Here is a 23,057-nt window from a genome sequence, read left to right as displayed (position 1 = left end):
TGAACCCGATTTTGAAGCGAATGTGGCAAATCTGAAAAATGAAATACCTGGACATCTGCAATGGCTAACATCATATCTTTAATTGCTATTATAGACATGAGAACTCGATTTTTTGGGGGAATGCCTTTAAAAACCCCAACATTTGCTTTTCACTCAGATATGTGATGAAATTAATCAACAACTGCGACGGCAATCCTCCGAAAACTCTCAGGCATAGCCGTGCAACCAATGATTCAAAAGATAGTCAACACTAACGCAAGTCATCCTTTTATGCTGCTAGTATTCTACGGGCAGAGCTTTAGCACATACCCAGCCCTACATTTCATCGGGATATAAAGCAGATATCATCGGGTGATCATCGAGTGACGACCCGATAATATCACGATGATATCCAGTTCGGCACTGCTCAATCAAGAGAGAATGCCCTGAATAATCTTCGTTTTGGCTCAAATATTGTATTACTGTTATGTAGTAGAAAGTATATATCAATGAGATCAGGAGGTCTTAATGACGTATTTCAACCGACTGAAGAGTTGCATATTGTGCGCGGCAATGCTGCTGTTTTGCTTGGGGCTTGGCGCATCATTCATCAGCCCTGACCAAGCGCTTACGGTTGCGCAAAACTGGATGCAACACCATCAACCTGGTTCAGCTTATCAGTTGTTGGAGATGAAAAGTTTCCAGGGTGGCACTCTGAAGTCCCAAAGTTTGCGGACAGATTTTAGTCCTGAAGAAGAACCGGAATTGTATCTGATCCATTTCAATAATGGAGCTTTCACGCTTGTCTCTTCTGACAGCAATATGCCTCCCGTTCTGGCGTATTCTTCAAGCCCCTGCGACGATCTGAACGACATGCCTCCCGCTTTCCTGATGTGGTTGGATTACTATGCTCAAAACACCAGATATATAAGGGATAATTTAGTAGAAAATGAAGCTAATTCCGGTCTTTGGCGAGAATATGGTGAAAACGATTTTGGCAACTTACCCCGCACCAGGGATGTAAATCCCCTGATTCAGACAAATTGGAATCAGGATTGGCCTTACAATGAATTGTGCCCTGCAGACGCCGCAGGTCCCGGGGGTAGGGTTTACGCCGGTTGCGTTGCGACAGCTATGGCTCAGGTGATGAAATACTGGAACAAACCTATCACAGGAGAGGGTAATTCCAGCTATTATGCCTACGGCTACGGATATCAAAGTGTAAACTATGGCAACACCACTTACCTTTGGGATGAGATGCCCAATGCGATCAGCAGCTCAAACATCCCAATAGCCACCTTGATCTACCACACTGCAGTGGGAGTGGAAATGGGCTTTGCTCCGGATGGATCAGGCTCAAATGGAATGAAAGCACAAAACGCGTTTCAGGAATATTTCCGTTATCCAAATGCAGCTTATGAACAGAAACAGTACTACAGCACAAGCAATTGGCTCAGCATGTTGCGGGAGCAGTTGGACAACGGCTCGCCTTTGTATTACAGCGGATCCAATAACTCATCCGGTCATGCCTGGAATTGCGACGGCTATCAAGGCACGGATTACATCCATTTCAACTTCGGTTGGGGCGGATCTTACAATGGATACTTCTATCTGGACGACATCAGTCCCGGCAGCTACGATTTTAACCTGTATCAAGCCACAATCATCAATACCATCCCGGAAAACTATAGCATTACGGATCCCAGGATTCAACTGAAAGCAAATATCCCCATGGCGGGAGATCCTTTGACCTTGAGACTAGCCACCTATCCGGTGCTGGCAAGTTGGGGTGTAAACAGTGTATCGCTAAGCCTGTTTTACGATTCTAACTCCATGCAGTATCTCGAATATGATCTCAGTGATACTATGACTGAAGGCGGAAACATGCAAGTAATAAATGACGAAGAAACCGGTTACCTGCACATCACGTGGTCGGGAAGCACGGCACTCTCCGGAGCTGGAGATCTCTTCAAATTCCGCTTCAGAGCTTTGAATCCGGGTAATTACTATTTTGGGCAGGTAGATATGGCATACAATGGGCAGTATCTGCAAAATGTGGATCCGCTCCTGATTGACATTGTAGCCCCCGTCGCTACTTTGGCAGAGACTTCTATATCTGTGAACAATGTAGTACATCTGGGCTACAATCAGCTGGGAACAATGCTTATGGAAAGCAGCTACCTACCACCTTCCTGGGATGTAACTCACATTGAATACCAGATCAATTTCGACGGCACAAAAGTCGAACTGGCTGATGTCATCAGTGAAGATACCTTGCTGGAAGGGATCGATAACGTGACCATAAACACTCTGGAACCAGGTGTATTACACATTAGCTGCGATTCAGAACAGTCAATCGGAGGTGACATTCTACCTCTGATGAAACTGAGCTTCAGGGGCATCGGAAATACTAGCCAAATAGAGATGGTACCCGTTACCTTCAGCAATTTCTACATGAACGAAACACAGATCACAAACATCAGAAATGGTTTCGTCATTCTTTCTCCGATTACGGCAAACGAAGACGACGTCAGCCCACTCAATATTGTGCTGAAGAGTTACCCAAATCCCTTTAACCCAACTACAACCATCTATTTGAATAATCCGGAAGCACAAAACGTGGATGCCGCCATCTACAATATGAAAGGACAAAAAGTATATGATCTGCATACTGGATATCTTGGCGCCGGTGAACACAGCTTCGTGTGGAATGGCATAAATGCGCGGGGCAGCAGCGTGGGAACTGGAGTTTATCTGCTGAGAGTAAGCAGTAAACACAATACACTTAGTAAAAAAATTAGCTTGATGAAATAGAACAGACCGCCGATCCACATTAGTCCCGCCCACAAGCGGGACTTTTTTGTGTGAAGAGTACTATGATGGCAGGGAATGGATAGGTATTGCAAAGTATATTGGGTGATTGACGAAACGTCAGCTATCGGTCTCACTGCTTGTGGGATAATGCCCTTGTTAACTGCTGGGTGAGACATCGGAATAATGTAGAATCTTTTCAACACCAGGAATAGAAGAAAATTAACAAATATCGATATCAGCAGGCACGACAAATGCATTTTGGACGATGTAAATCACATAAGCCCATATCTATTATAGTAATATAAACATGATGGTATGGAAAGCTTATTGTAACCTTATTTCTGGAGGATCGCAGGAATATTCATTAGTGATGTTGAAAGATATCAACACCTATTTATCCACATTCGTAATTTGCCTTTTTTGCTTGACAAATAAGGCATTCTGGCTATTATAGATATTATTATAGATAGAGTGGTTTTCGGATTGCGCTTAAGACCAGGTTGAAACGAGTAGAGTATAAATGCAAAATTACATTCTTGGAGGAATATTATGTGCAAGAGATTATTAACTTTGCTTGTCTTTGGGCTGTTCACTGTAATGGCTTTTGGAGCCGGTATCAGCTTGATAACAGCAAGTTTATCTACAGATGACAGTAGCCCTCAATTAGCCAGACCAGGGGATACTATAACCGTTACTTACAACTTCACACTCAGTGAGTTTGATGAAATCGAAGGATTGATCCAGGGTGCTTCGTTGGGATCAACAAATCTGAATAAGATTCGTATCTACTGGTATTCAGGACAAAATGGCACCGGATCGTCGACTACTACAGATGTTACAACCAACACTTTCGTCGATCAAACGGTAGTCAATGGCGTACACATTACCAGATCATTGACTTTCGTGCTACCTGAGCCGCCTACTGGGATGAACAGTTTCAAGGTTCGCACTCAGATCTATGGTGATGATGGGATGTTCAATACCGTCCTAAGTTCCATAGTGTATTCAACAGGAGATTATGGCTATATCACACTGGATACAAACACTGCACCCACAGCAACAGTATCTCTTGTGAATCCACCTGATGTCCCCAGGGTGGGACAGACATTGACTGGAAACTATGGCTATTATGATGCTGATAATGACTTAGAGGATACGGGAAGCACGACCATCCAATGGATGCGTTCCACTGAAGCTAATCCCAGTGGATATTATGTAGCCATTGTTGGTGCCAACAGTTTGTCTTACACCATTACTGATGACGATTTGGGCAGATTCCTGAAGTTGAGAGTGATCCCTTTTGCACTCACCGGAGTATTGCAAGGCGAGCCTGCATTTAGCCCAGCTACAAATCAGATCATGCAAGGTTCCACCATATCCATAGACGCATCTACGAATCTGCTGAATGAAAACGGCAACAACGACGGCAGCCTTGCTGGAGAGATAATAGTAAATATCAGTAATGGTCAGTTCAAATCCAGTGTTAGCGGAATAACGGTTAGCAACCTTCCCACAGGACTGGCGGTAGGAAGCATCACCCGTGTCTCAACTACTCAGATTCGGTTTGGCATAAGCGGTAATGCCGTGTATCATGAGCACAATGCTTCCATACTGAACACTGGGACTCTGCGTGTAACCATCCCCGCAGATCAGATGGAGGGACAGACCAACGCACTTACTACTCCAACCGGTTTCATGATAGACTTTACGAACAATCCCATCAAGAATTTTGCCTGTGAATCTGTGGGAAACAACCGGGTAACACTTACCTGGGATGCGCCAAACGGCTTGCAGCCCACTTCAAAGCTGGATGCATTTATCATATACCGCAACAGTAGCTTGCTTACCCAAGTGGACTACAGTGCAGGTAAGGGTGCATATTCATACACCGATACTGCAGCTCTAAATGGAAGTTCATATTCCTACTATGTTGTAGCAGATTACGATAATACCGTTATAGAAGATCCTCAAAGCATCAACGTGGGCGCTACTCCCATGGGCTTTAGCTCTTTTGCCTTTACTGCCTTAAGCGTAACTGGTGTGATCGATCACGATGTCCGGACCATTGACCTGCTGGTGCCTTATGACACCAATCTCACAAATCTGGTAGCCACCTTCGCGGTTCCCACAAGTATCACAGTGAAAATTGGCTCAAACACACAATCTAGCGGAGTTACCGTCAACAACTTCAGCACTCCGCTCAGCTATGTACTTAGCGCCAGTGATGGTTCCAGCAGTACTTATGTAGTGACAGTCACTCTCGATGAAGAGCCCATTGCTGCTCCTGTAATGTTGGCCGCTACCACTACCGTCACCACTATACGGCTCATTTGGAACGCTGTGGACGGAGCTACAGGCTACAGCCTGGATATGTCCACAAGCGACACCTTCTCTAGCTTCGTAACTGGTTATGAGAACAAGGCTATCGATGCATCTGTGACATCACACTTGATAACCGGCCTGACCGAAGATACCGCCTATTATGTCCGCATGAGGAGCAAAGACGCCGATAACGAATACGGTGAATATTCTGCTACTCAGCAAGTATCCACCGAGCAGACGGGATCAGGAACCGGTAGCATAGAGATCAATACCAGCGATCCCGTAGCCGTTACACTAGGCGCATTAGGTGCTGTTAATCCAGCTTTAACCATCGATCCGGCAAGCTTCACATCCGGCACAAACGATGTGGTGAACGTAACCGTAAGTATCGGTACCGCTCCCGAAGGTCTGCGTTATCTGCTGGAGTTTGATAACCAAAGTATAGGCGTGGGTACGTTTACTATGTCCTACGCTGGATTAGGATACGATCCCACCGACATTGGATACAGAATCAACGGCGGATCCTTGATATCTCTCGGCGCTGGCGGAATCAACACAAGTGCCAAAACCTTCACCATCACAATAGACGCCATGAAGAACAATGGTAAAGCAGGATACAGCTTGGAGATGATCACAAATGACATTTCCGGGCAAACTCTGCCTGTGGTTCTTTCCAGTTTCAGTGCCACGGTAGTTAGCGACTCCAAGGTCAGAATCAATTGGACTACTCAAAGTGAAACCGGCGTACAGGGTTTCTACGTATTGCGCAGCCTGGAGAACAATCTGGATCAAGCTGAAATGGTGAGCCCTCTCATCGATGCCACCAATACTTCAACTACAACTAGCTACGTGTATACAGATATCAGCATTCCTCAGCCTGGTGAGTATTACTATTGGCTGCAAATACAGGATATAGATGGCGTTTCCACCTACACCAATTCCATAAAAGTAGCAATAGCCATCTCTGAAGAACCCACTCCGGAAGTGATTTTGGTTACTACATTGAAAAATGCTTACCCCAATCCCTTCAATCCTTCCATTACGATAGCGTACGAAATCGCCGAGGCCGGTCCGGTGAGCCTGGAGATTTACAACACAAAGGGTCAGAAAATACGCACGCTGGTCTCTGAAACCAAAGCTTCCGCTTCCTACAAAGCAGTGTGGGACGGTAAAGACGCAAGCGGCAGATCAGTAGCCACCGGTTCTTATCTGTTGAAGATGAGAGCTCCGGGATTCGATACTATGAGGAAAATAACCCTGATGAAATAATCCTGCCTTTTGCAGGTACATTGGAAGCCCCACTTACTATGGTGGGGCTTTTTGATATGGCGAGCTTATCTGGTGCGGTACCGAATAGAGCCGTTGTAGGTGTAGCGCAGCATAGTGCCAGCATTATTCATGCGATGGACAACATCTGGATGAGGAAAACCATAGACATTGCGTTTAGAGCTGGGAAATACAGCCTCAATCGGCTTGACTGTATCCAGAAAGGCAGTCGAAGAAGAACCCCGAGAGCCATGATGAGCCACCTTCAGAATGTCGGCTTTGAGTTCAGCAGGATAATGCTGAAGCAACCAATCTTCTGCTTCCTTTTCGATATCTCCGGTAAAGAGAAAACTAAGCGCATCGGTATCGTATCGACAGACTACGGATTGATTGTTCATCTCGGCATCGGTAAACTGGGAATCGGGATGGAGAATCTTCAGACGGCCATTACCCATAGTGATGCTCATAGTATCAGTGATGCATACAATATTGGTATCTTCCAGACTCAGATGCGGGGCTAAGCTCTGCCATACATCACTGTCCAGATCTTGTTTAGAGATTATCAGGTTCTTCACATTCAGGTTACTTAATATGGCGCTTAAACCTCCAGCATGATCTGTGTGTAAATGAGTGACGAGCAGATAGTCCAAAGTGCGGATCCGGTTTCGAGCCAGCCATATCAATAGCTTCTTTTGCATCCAGGATTCACCCTTACTATCCTCACTCATGTCGGTTTCCGCCCGGGAACCGGGAACGCCCCCGGTATCTATCATCAATGAATGCCCCAAGTCGTCGAAGATCAAGCTGCAATCTGCTACTCCCGCATTGAAAAAGATTACCTCATCCTTGTGGTATGCAGGTAGTAACAACAGAACCAACACCAACAATACCAGCGGAAGCGACACTTTAAGAAGCAACCGGAAACGTCCCTTTATCAGCAAGATTAGCAGAAAGACAAATAATCCTGCTGCCAACGCTTGAGCCAGAGACACCCAGTATCCTTCGATAAAGAAGGGGAGTTGTGCGCAGATATCAGTCCAGTATTGCCAGATGTCGGCTATAACCTTGAAAACACAGATGAAAACACCAAAGGGAAACAGCAGAACGATGATGGATAATGCCAGCAGCAGAGTCATCAAAGGAATCCCCAGAAGATTGGCCAAAATACCGTTCAGTGAGGCTGTCCCGAAATAATACAGGGTCAAAGGCGCAATTCCCAAGCCCACTACGAAACTAACTAGCATGTAGTTAGACAGGGTTACTGCAGTTCTGCGCAGCACCGATCGCCCATTGTGCCTAATCTGCGGTAAGGCAAAGACGATCAAAGCAACGCTGAGGAAAGAGAGTTGCAAGCCCAGTTGAAACAATTCGGCAGGATTGATGAGTGTGATGACAAACAAAGAGACTGAGAGATTCTGCGCCGCTCCCAGGTGACGGGAAAGCCAGCGGGATAGGATCAGCAAATCTATCATCAGCATGGCGCGGAGTATGGGCGGAGCCCAGTTGTTCAATGCTGCAAAAAAGAGCAGAAAAATCATGAACAAACCCTCCGCTGGACGTAAAGGGAAGAAAAGCCGCAGAATAGTCATAAAGATCATACTCAGCATCATTACATGAAGACCGCTCACCACTATCAGATGTGTGATGCCTGCCCGGCTCAGTTCCAGCCGATGCTCTCGCTTGAAATTGGTATCACTCAGCACTAAAGCTTTCGCCAAAGGTGAATATGCGCCAAAATACCTATCCATCCGCTCTTGCAATTGCGTTCGCACCCTTGAAACCAGATTGGGTTTGAACTTCACACTGAGATCCTCTGGTGGCAGGACAGGGCGTAACACTGCTTTGAAGCGTTGCGGATAGATGTCCAACAAGGGATCACTGAGGCTTGGTTCCAGCATTGATAGTGAGGAGTAGCTGTGTCCTACATCCAGCTCATTGGAGTGATACAAGAGCACTTTTTCAGAGACCTCGAAGTCCGCGATCTTCATCAAAGACGCCTGAAACACATTATCACCCAGTTTGGTGTCGACCCGGTATTGCATCCTCTGCTGCAGTTCGGTCTTTGTATTCAAGATGTCGATGAGTCCAGAGTCTTCTTTTTTGCTTCCCTCATAGCGTAGAATCCCGAAGCTAAAGAAGAGCATTAATATCACCACAGAGCGCAGACTCTTCAATGCCAATGCTGCAAAAGCGAGTCCCATCGCAGATAGCACAACACCCACAATTGGAACTTGCAGATGATGCCCCACGATGATGCCAGCTACCCAAAAGACTACAGGCCAAAGCATTGGGCTGGGTAGCCGGTTTTGATGTATTGTGCTACTATTTTCGGTTGTAGAATCCAAGAATAAGTCCCAAAGCCACTGACCACACAGCTGCCAAACCCATCCGGAACATATCCGGCATCATGAAAGTGACAGTGTGCGCCGGGATCCAGAACCAGAGCAGACTATACATGCTCTTATCCATATTATTCCAGTTCTTTACTTTTTCAGGGATGTTGTCCAACACTCTATGCATAATAACCATTGTGGGACCAAACTGCAGGTTCATCAGTACCGACAGCGAGAAAGCCTGGCCAAAACTACCTTCTGCAAAGCGGGGCCACATACTGGAATCAATAAGAGTCTGCAGGAATCCACCAAAGCCTTTGAAAGCATATTTAATACCGACAGCGAGCAGAGCCCAGACCAGCATCTTCCTCAGAGTAAGCCATAATCCGAATGGGTACTTGAAGTTCTTTTGGATAATCCACTTGGACACGATCTCGCCCAAGGTTCCCAATATGGCAAACTGTATCATTGCGCTGATGATAGGCCAGCTGTTCACCCAGTTCATATAAGTCAGCATTTGTTCTCCTTTATCTTCCGTTTTGCATTCCATTACTTCGGTAAACTTTTTGTGCTCCCTGAATCTGGTCAAGCCCAGTTTTCCAAAAAACGAATCCACAATGGAGTAGATCACTGGAATAATGAGCAGAATAAGCAGCATTCACAGTGTTAAATTACGGATAAACTTATCGTTATTATGAATGGATATCCAGCTTTGCATAGGTTTCTTGTTACTTCGTGCATTCTTTGGGTTTTATAGAGTGCCGAACCTGATATCATCGAGTTATCATCGAGTGAGCACCCGATTATAACGGCTTTATATCTGCTTCGGTACTGCTTGAACTACTGGGATTGATGGATGGAGACATCTTCCTACGCCCAATGCAACACAGATTGAGACAAATCACTGAAAAAACTTGACGAATAACCGCCCGGCTACATCGTGATTTTATCAAAACTAGGGATGATAAATGAGCTGGTTATACGGATACTATTTTAAAGAAGGCAAAACAGACCATGCGCCATTGAGGCCATATCTGCACTCATTTGAGTCGGCAAAGTTGGGAGTGTACGCCGGAGGTAGTGGCAAGAGCCTGCTCTCGTTTCCTCATCCACATCATCCTGACGAAACCGTATTCATCCTGGGTGATCCCATTCTGCGTATGGACACGGACTTTCGATATCCGGTATATGATGATTGGCAGAGACTGTTATCCAACGAAGAGCTATTGGGGTACATGGATGGGCACTGGTTGATTCTGATAGCGGGAAATCAGGAGATACGTGCATATAACGACGCCCTCTGCAAACGCAGCTTATATCTTCATGAATCATCCGACCACTACTTTTTCTGTTCTGACATCTCGCTGTTGAAGGATGCCGGATTGGCCACACTGGATCCTGCCAAGTTTGGAGTGTATTGGCACACCCAGTTTCCACCCCATCTGCGTCGCTATGGGCCTTCCAGACATTGTTGTTATAGCGATGTAGAGATGCTGTATCAGCGTGGAAGGCTGATTCTGGGCAGTAATGGGGCCAAGTTCAGTTTTCAGTCTTTCAGTCCTACAGCCGAAGTCCAAGACCTGCACAAGCTCTTGGAAAACATGACGTTGTTGCCCCTCAGAGCGGGGAGGAAAGTGTGTTTGGGATTAAGCGGAGGTATGGATGCGCGCACCTTGCTTGCCATTATGTTGCATAGTAAACTCCCCTTTACCGCCGTTCACTTCGGTAAGGATGATGGCGCTGATTATTGTATTGCAAAGCGTATCACCGACGATTTTGGGATACCTTTCCGGTTTATTCCTGAGAGTTCTGTGGATACAGGGTGGGAATCCGCAGTTAAATACCTTTATGAACGGGGATTTGGATACAATCCGGCAAGCAGTTGCCTGATGCAGTATTTTCCCATTCTGGCAGAGGATTTCGATGTCTTTTTGGGGGGATACTACGGGGAGATGTTCCGCTGTCGCATGATGGCAGCACACTATTATAGTCTTTTTGAACTTCATGGCCCGGATTACCATAAATTTGCCAAATATATGAATCTGAAACCCACTTGTTTTTTTGATCCCGAGATAAACTTGATCCTGCACAAAGGCTTCATCAATTCCCTCAAAGAAGTAGTAGCACAGATGCCATCGACGAAGGGCATGATTAATCCACTATGGATGGATCTCCTATATGTGCGATATTCGCCGCGGAGCATCAACATGCCGGACTTATGCCAAATGGACGACATTATAAATGATCATATGCCTTATCTGCAAGCCTCTTTACTCAATCAACACTGGCATTACGGCGCATTTGCCCAATTGGATGAGCAGCTTCACCGCAGGATGATCCGGATGCATCAACCGCTCTTGAGAAACTACCCGCTGGCTCTTGCAAGGCACAGTGCCCCATATATTTGGCGGCCTTATGCGGTGAAACTCATTGTATCCATGAAGGCAAGAAGAGAAAAGAATCCCCCGCCATCCCGTAATGATGTGTTTCTGAAAGCGCACAAAGAGCAGATTATGAATCTCAGGTATGATTCCAGAGTTGTGCAAGACTCCTGGCTGGATCATGCAAAAGTGGACAAAATCATTGATGAATACTACAAGGGTAACTCCTCATATATGAGCGCCCTGCTTGGTTTTGTAACTTACGTGTTGGGAAAGTAGCGCTAATACTGAAAGTATAAGCTGATACCAGCCAAATCTGGATTAGGCAACACCTGCAGGCGCGGAGTGGAATCCAGCGTCAGTTTTGCGCTCACATAACCGATCACGGCACCTGCAAATACATCGCTGGCCCAATGATTGTTGTCGTGTACTCTTGATATGGAAGTAAGAGCGGCTATGCCATAGGCTGCAGGTGGCACCCACTTGTTTTTCTGATACTGATCCGCCAGGATCGGAGCAAGGCTCCACACAATCGTTGAGTGTCCGGAAGGAAAACTGTCCCGCTTGCGGTCAAAGCCCTTGCCGGAGAAGAACTCTTTACCCTTGTCTGCGGAAGGTCGCGGTCTCTGCAAAAGTGTTTTCAGAGTGATAGTCACAGAATTTGCGAGGATGAAGCTCTTCAAAGATAAGAGTCCGGTGTCCATAGTTTTATCGGAATCCAGTATGTAGCCTCCCAAAACCGTTGCGCCTAAAACCGGGAGTACGTATTTACTCTCTCCGAATTGTTTTGCACTCGTCATCAGCGCATCGCTGAACTCACTGTGGTTGCGCTGGAAAAAGTCTCGAATGTCTTCATCTGCCAGATACAAGGCTCCTGTGGAAAACACCAGCGCTCCAGTGCGAAACCAATGTCCGCTGTTCCAGTTGAGGGGTGCTACGAGTGCCTTTCCTACGCTCTCAGGATAAGACTCTAAGTATCGGAGGGTATAGCTTTGCTGCTGCTCTGCACACAGGACAGAGGCAATAGTCATTACTATCAGTAGAAAGAAAAGACGCATCTTCATAGAATCACCTCCCGGATTTCCCTGTCATTCGTCAAGAATATTCTCGGGATCTATCATAAAGAAAGGGGGTATGTAAAATGCCACGGGAGGGGAACCCGTGGCATTAGTCTGTGTGTGTTGCTGAGGAGGGATACTGTTACTTTCTGTTCTTAAATTTTCTCTGTCCGTCGCAGTCATCGCAGTCGTTTTCACAGTCATGCTGTCTTTCGCCCATACCTGGTGCTCTGCGGTGCATCATTCTGCCGGAGAATCTGTTTCTGGAACTCATTTGAGGATGGAAGCCGTGCCCCATCATCATGGGCATGTGCTTCTGCATGATAGCTTTCTGTTCTTTGTTGAGTTCTTTCATATAATTTGACATCAGATCCACGCGAGCATTTTGCAATTGTAGTTCCTTGTCGCTAATCTGTTTATTCAGTTCCTTTACACGCTTCATGTTTTCAGCTTTCATGGCGGCGACAAGGTCCAGTCTCAGGTTGTTGATTTCGGCTCTCAGAGTGTTCTCTTGCTTCTGAAAGGCAGCTCTGCTCTCGGCGAACTTATTTAATTGAGCTTCATTGAGATTCAATTCTTGCATGCATGTTTGCCCGGGATCTGGCATTTGACACATCCCCATGGGATTGTTGTCGGTTGCGTTTCTAATGTCTCTCTGGGCGAGGAGGATGCCGGTGGCCATCACCAGGATCAAGCCTATAATCATTGTTTTCTTCATTTTTATTACTCCTGTTCGGTATGTTTCGGTATCGGTTAATTTTTGTTTCCAACATATCGGCACGGGAACCGAAATACTCTTCAGCTTCTTCCGCGCTCATTTGTTTTCGAATGTCCAAAAGTCTGTAGCCAAGTTCCTTCTCGAGATAGGTCTGGGCTGTCAAAGAGGAATCAATAATCGCAGTAACGTCCATTTCCTCGTAGTTCGGGAGGGCAAGTGCGCGCATCAGATTCACTCTTTGGTCATCATAAGCTACGCGCAACCGCCTCAATTCAGGATCGCTACGGTCATTGCGAATGTGCTCGGGCAGGCGAACCCATTCATTGTGGGTGCTGTTATGGCGCATTGGGTGCGGGAAATGCAGTTGTATCCAGATAATGCTTCCTAAAAACCCCAGATTGAAGGATAATGAGATAATAAGCAATATCGTAGTGATTCTTCTACTCATCATGCATCTCCAAGAGGCTGTTTTCGCCAAAGATCAGTTGAGTGCTTTCTTCATCGGCATAATCAGAGAGGTATGCACTATCCTGAAAGCCCTTGAATCCGGCAAAGATGCCCATATAGAGGCTTAGTGCCACCACAAGGCCGGTGCTGGCAAAGCTGAATGCGGGTTTATATAGCCAGCTTTTGGGCTTTACCTCAGGTAGATTGTGCATAATGCGCTGATGCATCCAAGATGGATACTCACTCTGGATCGGGGCATTTAGCAGGCTCTGTATCTTTTGGTTCTGCTCCATGATATTTCTGCAGGAGGAACATTGCTGCAGATGCTGCTGCAATTTATCAGCACGAGGGGCGGGAAGCTCATTATCGAGCTTCAGGCTGATGTAGCGTTCAGCTTCGTTGCATCTCATAGTTCTCTCCTTCTGTATTTTGGTACTTTTCGCTTTCTGCTCATATTACTTAAAACTCCTTGTTTACCTGCATAATTTTTTACGCAGTATCCGCTTGGCCCGCACTAAGAGAGATTCCACTGCTTTCACGCTGATTCCCAGTTGGCCGGAGATCTCCTTGTAAGAGAGCTTTTCAAAGTATTGTAATTGGATTACTGCGGCCATGCGATGGGGCAATTCTCTCAGAGCATCGTGTAAGAATGTGTAGTCAGGCTCTGCGTGAGGGGTGGGTGTTTTTAGTACATTAACAAAGGACGATGGATCCACATTCACATAGCGGCTTCTTTGCTTCATGAAGGTCATCGCCTTGTTGTGCGCTACTCGATATGTGTATGCAAGCGCGGTGGCTTCATCGATGCTTTCCAACTTGTTGTAAATGGCTATAAATACAGCCTGAACAAGGTCTTTGGCATCGTCTTCGCTTGCTGTAAGTCCCAAAAGATAGCGGAAAATCCGCTGCTCGTGGGCGCTGAGAAACTCCTCAAAACACTCTTTTTTCATATTCTTTCCACTAAATATATTAAGCCTCTCCGCTCTTCCCGCAAACGAAAAGCGGAGATCAGGACTTGAAGATGAAGGGATCAGCAACTTGGACATCAGACTGTGGTATCCTGCATCATAAAAGCCATGTTTCATTAATGCTCAAGCACTTTTTACTTGACAGTATATTGCCACCATGTGAGAATGCAATAAGTTGAAGAATATTGTAGATATAGGAGATATAGATGCTTACCATAGACTGGAAAGAAAGGCTGACACTGGACACGAAGGATTACTTGGAGAACAAGCTCCCAAATCGTGATTATGATTTTGAGATAATCTTTATTGCCTACCCCGAACGCGTCAATGGTAAGATTCCCTCCGAAGTAATCAGTTTCATCAGCACTGTGATTGTGCAGCATCTCAAGCGCAAACACAAAGATTACATCCCCTTTTACGAACACTTATGGCAGAAAAAGGGAGATTATGGTAAGATCGCCTTTGCCACCATCATGGCAAAGCTAGCCCATAAAAGCCCGGACATTTACCTCCCGCTGATGGAAGAGATGATGCAAGAAGCCGATGCATCCCAGATCAACTCCTTGCTGGACAAAGTGATACTGCCGCTTTTACGCAAATACCCGGACAAGTATCTGCATAAGCTGTATGAATGGACTAAAAGCGACAATCCGGATCTCAGTAAAGCATCACTAAATCTGGCAATAAAGCTGATCAAACGGCGTGAAGACCTGCTGGATCAGATCAGCAACCATCTGCAAAACCAATGGGTGTATCCCCTGGGCGATCTGCAGGGAATGCACGTTCAGTTCCTTAAAACCGTTGCCAAACTCTCCCCGGAGTCATATCTGGCGGTATGGAAAGAATTTGGCATCTCCAGAGATCCACAAATCGTAGAATTACTGTGCGCTTCGATCGATAATTATTTTATTGAATTAGAGGCCCCTGTGGATATATGGACCAAAAGCGGAAATGCCAGAGTAAAGAAAGCCGGTTTATCCGCCAAGAAGATGTTGAACAGAAAGAAAGGAGCCAAAGCCTAGTGGACCTCAGTGTTTTTATAACAGTCCAGGGAATGGAACGTCTGCAAAGACGCATAAATGAATTAATGACTGAACGCCCAGAAGTAATCAGAGCAGTGGCTATCGCCCGAGAGTTTGGCGACCTCAGTGAGAATGCAGAGTATAAGGCAGCCAAAGAGCGACAGCGGGCCATAGATTCCGAGATTGACTATCTACGGCGCAGAGCAGCTCAACTGAAGGTAGTGGATCCCTCCGGATTTCCCAAAGATGCCGTCCGCTTTGGCAGTAGCTGTCAAACCAGAGATGAAGACACCGCCAAAGAGATCAACTTCAAAGTGGTTGGTGCTGCAGAATTGAACTTTTATGAAGACGAAACCAGTATGCAGGTGGTTTCCGTAGTCTCTCCCATAGGCAAAGGCCTTTTGGGCAAGAAACCCGGTGACATTGCTCTGATCAAAGCCCCAATGGGAGAGCGCCGCATCCGAATCCTGAATATATTGTAATAAATGATAACCGGAGAGAAAATGAAGAAATCTCAAAAAAAAGACGAACTCAAATACGAACGGAAGAACTTCTGGAAAGAAGCTTCCAAAGAAGATCAAAAGGCAGCTATGGATTATGCCGTAGCTTACAAGCAGTTCTTGAACGAAGCAAAAACCGAGCGGGAAACCACTAAATGGATGGAAGCCCTGCTCAAAAAGCATAAATTTACGGATATCTATGGGAATAAGGGCGGCAACAAGGTCTATGGCATCTTTCGCGGGAAAACCATGGCTATAGCGATCCTGGGCAGTGAACCCATTGCCAAAGGATTCAAGATGGTGGCATCCCATATCGACGCACCCAGAGTGGATCTGAAGCAAAATCCTCTGTATGAAGATAGTTCTTCCCAAATGGCTTGCATGCGTACCCACTATTACGGCGGCATCAAGAAATACCAATGGGTGTCCACACCTCTCGCTCTGCACGGCGTAGTGGTGAAAAACGATGGTACTATTCTGGATATCAGCCTGGGCGAGAAAGAAGATGAGCCAGTATTCATCATTCCAGATCTCCTACCCCACTTGGCCCGCAAGGAACAGTATAGCAAGAACCTCAATGACGCTATCGACGCTTCTAAAATGAATCTTGTTTTTAGTGGCATGGTAGAGCCCAATAGCGAAGACAAGGAAGCTGTAAAAGCCTTTGCATTAAAGGTTTTGAACAGCATGTACGGCATTAAGGAAGAGGACTTTATCTCTGCCGAATTATACCTTGTTCCGGCAGTGAAATCCCGCGATTCGGGCATCGACAATTCCATGGTGGTAGGTTACGGCCAGGACGACCGGATTTGTGCCTACACCGCTCTCACAGCCCTACTGGATGTCAAAGACAAAAAGCCCAAACACACTCAAATAGTGTATTTCTCGGACAAGGAAGAAGTGGGAAGCCAGGGCGCCACCAGTGCTCATTCCATCTTCATCCAGGATTTCGTAAGCGATCTCATGGCATATAAGGGGGAAGACAACAGCAGTGTAAACTTACGCAAGGCTTTCATCAACGCCCAGATACTTAGTGCGGATGTTACTGCCGTGCTAGATCCAAATTATCCCAATGTCCACGAGAAACAGAATGCCATTTTGTTCAATCATGGCATCGGTATCTCAAAGTTCACCGGTAGTGGCGGAAAGTACTCCTGCAACGATGCCAGTGCCGAATTTACCGCAAAAGTACTGAAGATATTCAATGAAGCCGGAGTTTACTGGCAGATGGGTGAATTGGGTAAAGTAGATGAAGGCGGTGGCGGCACCATAGCTTATATTCTGGCAAATCTTGGTGCCGAAGTAATCGATTGTGGAGTGGGCCTAATGGGTATGCACTCGTTATATGAGCTGTGCTCAAAAGCAGATTTATACTCTACTTACAATGGATACAAGGTCTTTTTGGAAAGTAGATAGTAAAGCATAATAAAGGAGTAAGACTATGAAGCAATTATTATTGGTTACTCTCGTGCTGATCCTTGTTAGTGGTTGCGTTAGCAACAAAGCACTACGCGAACAGCAAGGCGAAATTGATCATTTGGAAGAAGCACTGGCTCAGAACAATGAAGAGCTGGTAGTTCTACGCAAAGAAATTACGCAAAGCAGAAGAAGTGGCGGACAAACTGAAGGCGATTCGGTTATGGACATGAATTATGTGCAGAATCAATTCAAGCAAAACGAAAATGACATGAAAGCCATCATCGCTGAAGTGAGAGAAATGGCTATAGCACTGGACGGACTTAGTGAATTGGTCGCCTCTTCGGATCAAGAAATCGTGAATATGATCCGCGACTTGGAAGCCAGAATGAACGCCATCGTCACTCAAGGCCTCACTCCGGAACAAGCTGCAGCTTTTACCCCCAACACTCAAATGATGGAACAGAATGCCCGGGACATCGATGCTCTTGAGTCCGAGCTTGCCTCATTGCGTCAGCAGATGGAAGACCTCTCAAAGATCGGAATTCAGACTGCTTCTTCAAACGAGAAACCCGAATATGAAGCTGCCAGAGATGAATATTACAAAGGCAACTTCAAAGAAGCCATCAAAAAGCTGGATGCTTTTGCCGCCAAATACCCCCGCAGTACCTATGTGGGCAATGCAATCTACTGGAAAGGCGAAAGCTACTATGCACAAGGTGATTTTACCTCAGCTCTGCGCGAATTCCGTAAAGTAATCAGCGAACAGCCCAAATCCTGGAAAGTGGCAGATTCTCAGCTCAAAATCGGGATGTGCTACATGAATATGGGTGATCATCAAACTGCAAGAACGGAATTGAACAAGCTGAAAAGCAACTACCCGGATTACACCGAAATGCATATTGCCGAGAAGCTGCTGAAACAACTACAATAAATATAAGTGATACGAACCAGTTTTATCCGGATAATCCTGATAATTGTGCTCTTTTCTGCCTGTGTCTGTATGACATGGGCAGAGAAGCTGCATGAGGATGCGGAACAGATCGCAATTCATATAGCCGATCAGTTGCACAGCGATCTACCCGTGTTTTTGGATATCCGTTGCGGAGAATGGACTCCTGCCTTGTCTCAAAGCCTAAGGGATATCTTACTTCAGCGATCCTTTGACCTCAGAGAAGCAAAGAGCAGAGCCCTGTTTGATCCGGATAACACTAGCATGGAAAACGGAACACTAAATGAATATGGGATCAGCTCAGCAATTCTGGTAAGTGTGGAATTGAACCTGAAATGGCAGGTTGTGGAGCGAAAAAGCTTTCTAAGCTACCGCAGTGAGCGTATACCCGTTCATAGCTTCATCACAAAACAGATTCAATTGCCCGAGTACCGCTTGCTAAACATCGATCATTACGACTTTGTTCAACAGGACAGCAAGGATGGCAGCATTTCATCCCCGCGTTTGAAGTGGTTTGAACCCATTATCGTAAGCACTGCGGTGGCATCGATCATTTTTTTACTTTGGACTATCGAATAAAGGACCTTTCATGAGAAGATACTTAAGTGTGTTTCTGCTTATTCTGCTTGCATTGGGAGCTTGTAGCAGAAATAAACCCGATCTGAGCACAGACGATAAGCTGGCTCTGGCAGACCAATACTACGCCAGAGGCAAATACAGCAAAGCCGCAACCATCTACGACGACATCTCTTTTGAACGTAAATCCGCGGCTACGGCATACGCAACCCTTAGGCTGGCCGATAGTTACTATGCCATGAACAAGTTTACCGACGCCAGATTGAAGTATCAGCAGTTCATCGATGGATTCCCGGATCACACCAATGTAGCGGATGCCTATTACAGAGTAGGAGTATGTTTCTACGAAGATTCCTTGAAACCTGCTTATGATCAGGAAGGAACCCTATCCGCAATGGATGCTTTCCGCAATTTCATGGAGCGCTTTCCGAATGATAGCCGCTATGAAGACGCCCTCAATTATCTCCGCCGGGCCCAGTATAAATTGATCGAGAAGAAGTATCAAAATGGCTATATATATTACAAAATGAAGGACTACAGCGCTGCTCTGATGTATTTTGAGGAAGTAATAGAGCTGGGCAATACCGATAGTCTCGACCGGAAATCCCTGTATTATTCTGCTCTGTTGCGGCTTCATCAAGGTAACAACGATGCGGCTCTGGCTTCATATAACAAACTTAAAACCAAGTATCCTGGCTCTGCAGAAGCTCGCAAGCTGGATAGGAAGTTTAACTGAAATATGCCGGACAGAGATCAACTGAAGGGTGCCTACGCTATTTTGGGCGGGAGCTTTGATCCCATTCATAATGGGCATTTGTACCTTGCAAAAGAGGTGCTGAGCCTGAGCCCGGTACACAAGATCATTCTGGTGCCCAGTTTCAGACACAACTTCAAGGGCAATAACATCATTCTGGATTACGATAACAGACTCCAACTCGCTCAAGAAGCTGTAGATCACTTCACTCCGCTGAATTTTGCCATTCATCCCGCAGAAGACTTCCGCACACCCATTGAAGTATGGGACGCTGAGCGCGGTGAAAGCGGTTACACCAGCGACTTGGTGAAGAAACTCCTCTCATTGTACCCAGACCAGTCATTTGCCTTCATCATTGGTGCCGACAATTTGATACAACTCCCAGAATGGCATGACTTTGAGTGGTTGAAGCAAAACTTGCATTTTATCATCCTGCCCCGTCCTGAAAGCACCATGCCCTGCGATGTATTGTCGCAGATCAAACATACTATTCTGGATATGCGTCTGTGCCCCATATCGTCCTCCGAAATCCGGGCCAGGATTGCACATGGAGACAGCATTCACGATCTTGTCCCCTCTCAGCTGGAAGAGAAAATCCTCAAGCTATATAGTTGATGGAAAAGTCTAAAGAACGGTTTCTGGATCGCATCCCTCTCAGCGCTCCGCAAAGCAGGCCGGAAGAGGTGGCAAATGCAATCACTCATGGCATTGGAGTGGGACTTGCGATAGCCGCTCTGGTAGTATTGGTTGTGTTTGCCGCTCGCATCAACGATACATGGAAAGTGGTATCTTTCAGCATCTACGGCACCACAATGATTATTCTGTTTCTGTCCTCCACTCTCTACCATTCTTTTCCACAACCCTATGTAAAACGTTTCTTTCGCATCCTGGATCACTCTTCTATCTTTCTGTTGATAGCCGGGACCTACACTCCCGTAACGATCGGCACCATGCGCGGAGGCTGGGGTTGGGCTCTGTTTGGCGTGATCTGGGGTCTCACTCTTTTGGGCATAGTCCTGAAGATATTTGCCATGAAGAAGCTGAAGTTGGTTTCGCTCGTGGTGTATCTTCTGATGGGCTGGATCATCGTGATAGCCATCAAGCCGCTCATGGAAAGTGTTCCCCCGATGTTCCTCACCTGGATGCTCTTGGGAGGCTTTGCATATACCTTTGGAGTGATATTTTACGTTGCCAAAAAGATGCCATATCATCACGCTGTATGGCATCTCTTTGTACTTGCCGGAAGTGTATGCCATTTCTTTGGCATGCTCACACTCATCCGCTAAATCATGTAACTCTCCCCAGATGTCCAAGCTGTGCCGATGCAGATATAAAGGCGTTATAAAGCAGTGACCACTCGATGATAACGGGATGATATCAGCTTGAACAATCGTTGAACCACAGATAATGCACTGGCTTACCAGCCATCATGATAGCCTAATCAGAGATTGATAAATGGCTAGAGAATTGGAATCTCCAGCTGATCTATATGTGTCTTTATTCTTCTTTCACATAGTGATACATATTCTGTGTTAATCTCGTATCCTATGTATATTCGTTTTGTTTGGATAGCTGCAATGGCAGTTGTACCGCTACCCATAAATGGATCCAAGACTATATCACCCTTAAATGAATATAGGTTTATCAATCTATATGGTAACTCTATTGGGAAAGGAGCGGGGTGTCCGATACGTTTTGCAGATTCAGCATTCATAGTCCAAAGAGACTTTGTCCAAGTCATGAAATCTTCTTTAGTAATGGTGTTTTCTTTGTCTTTCTTCTTACGAGAGTAATCGCCTTTAGAAAATATCAATATGTATTCATGAACGTCACGCAAGGTAGGATTTGCAGCACTTTTCCAGCTTCCCCATGCTGTTGATGTACTTGCACTGGCTGCTTTGTTCCAAATTATCTCTCCACGCAAATTAAAGCCAATCTCAATCATCATGGTTGATATATAGTCGGAGAGAGGAATATAAGGTTTTCGTCCTAAATTGGCAACGTTTATGCAAGCTCTACCACCATTTACCAGCACACGATACGTTTCAATTAATGCATTCTTGAGTAGCACCAGGTATTCTTGGAGCGATAGATCATCATCATATTCCTTACTAACATCATCAAATGCACTGAATTGTCAGGCAATTCTTTCATGTTTTCTGCTGATCCGAGAATAATGTGATTCAAATATTCACTAGGAATCTGATTTTCACTATAATCACGTAGTTTCACATTATCCATTTCTGAATATAGCCTAGAATTGTAGAATTTGGAGGAATCATGGTTGAATCTACCACTGGTTCCAAATGAACTAGTTGATGTTCCAGCTTCCTTCTTCATTGGTTTATCTCGCGTAGTAGTTGCAGGAACTTGTTTGCTCTTAATTCGTTGGTAGCTTCAAGACTAGCTTTACGAATAATCTCCCCAATTTTTGGGATGGGTAGCATTGATGAAAAGTATATCAGATTATCGTTTATGAGCTTCTTGCATAGCTCATTTAGCTCACTAATCCTGTTAATTGTACAAAATCCCCCCTTAGGTGATTTTTGGTTGTAATGATCTTTACAAGGATTTGGGTATAATGACCAAAAACCTTGAACCACTCCAGACTCTTTTAGTAAATCCACCTTAGGTAGATAATGATTAGTTATTGGACTATTCCCAAGGACTATGATGGGGATTTTGTTTCCTGCTTTACTTGAAACCCGTATATTGAGTGATTTACCAATAGCTTTGAGCATTGAATCCGACCGGAGTAACGATGGATTCCCTGTGTGTGACTTATAATCACCAATTAATTCAATCCCATGTGCTGATGAATACATATAATTGTTCACTATACTCATCTTGACTTCGAATATAAGTCTGATGCCATTAGCTGTTTGATTCTTGCTATCTGTAGTACAGAACGCCAAATCAGCTGGTGAATTGGTCGATAGAGCTAATTCATCACATACAACTTCATTAACAGCGTATAACCCTAACTTTTTGGCTATTGGCGAGAGTAAGTCATTACACCATTTTTCTGTATAATGACCTATGGAAGAATTACGACTTTGCAAGGTTTGCCCCTGGGATTTCACTCCTTTAGGTATGTATGCATAGAAATTATTGTCATATTCAAAAACAATTGTTTTTTTGTAAGGGACAGCTCCATTGATTTTCGGAAGTACTTCTTCTCTACGTCGATGCTCCAAAGGTGATTTGGCATATTGTTCTTCTCCTTTATCGTTAGAAACACATACCATGTTAGCCTGGTTTGTGTCAAGCAAAAGTAGTCTTTATCAATTACTAATCTTTCCTACACCTAAGTGCTTGGAAAATGGAGCGTCGCTAGCGAGAAATAGTGCGTATGTCATTATCCAGCTTTGCGATACCCTTTTAGAGCAGATATGGATTTATCCATCTCTTCGATATCGTTCTAGTACCAGCGCCTGTTCATGAATTGTATCAAGACAGACTCATAGTCTTCAAGGAGATTGGCAACGTCTTTATAGCCAAGGGATAATGCATACTGGAGCAGTCGTTTTGCATTGTTGATGAATACCATG

19 protein-coding genes and 1 pseudogene are annotated in these 23,057 nt (G+C 45.3%); 11 read left to right on the top strand and 9 right to left on the bottom strand.

The window, feature by feature from the left end:
- The first annotated feature begins 507 nt into the window (after nt 1-507).
- Complete coding sequence (locus tag PHF32_06385) at nt 508-2,793, top strand: C10 family peptidase (GenBank protein ID MDD4560346.1); 2,286 nt, start codon at nt 508-510, stop codon at nt 2,791-2,793.
- Nucleotides 2,794-3,342: 549 nt separating this feature from the next.
- The gene (locus tag PHF32_06380) at nt 3,343-6,384 is read left to right on the top strand and encodes a FlgD immunoglobulin-like domain containing protein (protein MDD4560345.1); all 3,042 of its coding nucleotides are present in this window, start codon (nt 3,343-3,345) and stop codon (nt 6,382-6,384) included.
- Between the two features lie 65 nt (nt 6,385-6,449).
- On the opposite strand, the gene PHF32_06375 is transcribed toward PHF32_06380, so the two are convergent.
- Together PHF32_06375 and PHF32_06370 are read right to left on the bottom strand one after the other, a co-directional pair.
- Nucleotides 6,450-8,669 (bottom strand): DNA internalization-related competence protein ComEC/Rec2, encoded by a 2,220-nt coding sequence (locus PHF32_06375; protein MDD4560344.1) that lies wholly within the window; start codon nt 8,667-8,669, stop codon nt 6,450-6,452.
- Between the two features lie 34 nt (nt 8,670-8,703).
- A complete protein-coding gene (locus PHF32_06370; protein ID MDD4560343.1) occupies nt 8,704-9,231 on the bottom strand; it encodes a hypothetical protein in 528 nt (175 codons plus the stop codon).
- A gap of 451 nt (nt 9,232-9,682) precedes the next feature.
- Here PHF32_06370 and PHF32_06365 point away from each other — a divergent pair, with 451 nt between their 5' ends.
- Nucleotides 9,683-11,374, top strand: coding sequence for a hypothetical protein (locus PHF32_06365; protein ID MDD4560342.1), 1,692 nt, complete (start codon nt 9,683-9,685; stop codon nt 11,372-11,374).
- 2 nt (nt 11,375-11,376) lie between these two features.
- Here the strand turns inward: PHF32_06365 and PHF32_06360 are convergent, their stop codons facing one another.
- The 5 genes from PHF32_06360 to PHF32_06340 all read right to left on the bottom strand — a co-directional run bounded on the left by PHF32_06360 (nt 11,377) and on the right by PHF32_06340 (nt 14,268).
- Nucleotides 11,377-12,159: a phosphatase PAP2 family protein gene (locus tag PHF32_06360; protein ID MDD4560341.1), complete on the bottom strand. Its 783-nt coding sequence runs from the start codon at nt 12,157-12,159 to the stop codon at nt 11,377-11,379.
- A gap of 136 nt (nt 12,160-12,295) precedes the next feature.
- Complete coding sequence (locus PHF32_06355; protein ID MDD4560340.1) at nt 12,296-12,871, bottom strand: hypothetical protein; 576 nt, start codon at nt 12,869-12,871, stop codon at nt 12,296-12,298.
- Nucleotides 12,798-13,319: a hypothetical protein gene (locus tag PHF32_06350; protein MDD4560339.1), complete on the bottom strand. Its 522-nt coding sequence runs from the start codon at nt 13,317-13,319 to the stop codon at nt 12,798-12,800. The genes PHF32_06355 and PHF32_06350 overlap by 74 nt, the downstream gene beginning before the upstream one ends.
- Entirely contained in the window at nt 13,312-13,728 is a 417-nt protein-coding gene (locus PHF32_06345; protein ID MDD4560338.1) for a zf-HC2 domain-containing protein, read from the bottom strand. The genes PHF32_06350 and PHF32_06345 overlap by 8 nt, the downstream gene beginning before the upstream one ends.
- A 63-nt stretch (nt 13,729-13,791) precedes the next feature.
- Complete coding sequence (locus tag PHF32_06340; GenBank protein ID MDD4560337.1) at nt 13,792-14,268, bottom strand: RNA polymerase sigma factor; 477 nt, start codon at nt 14,266-14,268, stop codon at nt 13,792-13,794.
- 224 nt (nt 14,269-14,492) lie between these two features.
- Here PHF32_06340 and PHF32_06335 point away from each other — a divergent pair, with 224 nt between their 5' ends.
- The 8 genes from PHF32_06335 (at nt 14,493) to PHF32_06300 (ending at nt 20,792) form a co-directional block, all read left to right on the top strand.
- The gene (locus tag PHF32_06335) at nt 14,493-15,308 is read left to right on the top strand and encodes a hypothetical protein (protein ID MDD4560336.1); all 816 of its coding nucleotides are present in this window, start codon (nt 14,493-14,495) and stop codon (nt 15,306-15,308) included.
- Nucleotides 15,308-15,790: a transcription elongation factor GreA gene (locus PHF32_06330; protein ID MDD4560335.1), complete on the top strand. Its 483-nt coding sequence runs from the start codon at nt 15,308-15,310 to the stop codon at nt 15,788-15,790. Before PHF32_06335 ends, PHF32_06330 begins: the two co-directional genes overlap by 1 nt.
- A 21-nt stretch (nt 15,791-15,811) precedes the next feature.
- On the top strand, nt 15,812-17,224 hold the full coding sequence (locus PHF32_06325) for an aminopeptidase (protein ID MDD4560334.1): 1,413 nt from the start codon (nt 15,812-15,814) through the stop codon (nt 17,222-17,224).
- A 25-nt stretch (nt 17,225-17,249) separates the two neighbouring features.
- Nucleotides 17,250-18,158 (top strand): tol-pal system protein YbgF, encoded by a 909-nt coding sequence (gene ybgF / locus PHF32_06320; GenBank protein ID MDD4560333.1) that lies wholly within the window; start codon nt 17,250-17,252, stop codon nt 18,156-18,158.
- 69 nt (nt 18,159-18,227) lie between these two features.
- Nucleotides 18,228-18,755 carry a hypothetical protein gene (locus PHF32_06315; protein ID MDD4560332.1) on the top strand — a complete coding sequence of 176 codons (528 nt, stop codon included), beginning with the start codon at nt 18,228-18,230 and terminating at the stop codon, nt 18,753-18,755.
- Nucleotides 18,756-18,765: 10 nt separating this feature from the next.
- Nucleotides 18,766-19,488, top strand: coding sequence for an outer membrane protein assembly factor BamD (gene bamD, locus PHF32_06310; protein ID MDD4560331.1), 723 nt, complete (start codon nt 18,766-18,768; stop codon nt 19,486-19,488).
- Nucleotides 19,489-19,491: 3 nt separating this feature from the next.
- Nucleotides 19,492-20,121, top strand: coding sequence for a nicotinate (nicotinamide) nucleotide adenylyltransferase (gene nadD, locus PHF32_06305; protein MDD4560330.1), 630 nt, complete (start codon nt 19,492-19,494; stop codon nt 20,119-20,121).
- On the top strand, nt 20,121-20,792 hold the full coding sequence (locus PHF32_06300) for a hemolysin III family protein (protein ID MDD4560329.1): 672 nt from the start codon (nt 20,121-20,123) through the stop codon (nt 20,790-20,792). The genes nadD and PHF32_06300 overlap by 1 nt, the downstream gene beginning before the upstream one ends.
- A gap of 173 nt (nt 20,793-20,965) precedes the next feature.
- Here the strand turns inward: PHF32_06300 and PHF32_06295 are convergent.
- Both PHF32_06295 and PHF32_06290 read right to left on the bottom strand, forming a co-directional pair.
- Nucleotides 20,966-21,846: pseudogene (locus PHF32_06295) on the bottom strand (site-specific DNA-methyltransferase).
- Nucleotides 21,843-22,778 carry a hypothetical protein gene (locus tag PHF32_06290; protein ID MDD4560328.1) on the bottom strand — a complete coding sequence of 312 codons (936 nt, stop codon included), beginning with the start codon at nt 22,776-22,778 and terminating at the stop codon, nt 21,843-21,845. The pseudogene PHF32_06295 and the gene PHF32_06290 overlap by 4 nt, the downstream one beginning before the upstream one ends.
- Between the last annotated feature and the right edge of the window lie 279 nt (nt 22,779-23,057).

The organism is Candidatus Cloacimonadota bacterium (assembly GCA_028706475.1).
GTDB lineage: Bacteria > Cloacimonadota > Cloacimonadia > Cloacimonadales > Cloacimonadaceae > UBA5456.
This window is presented reverse-complemented; position numbering and strand designations above follow the sequence as displayed.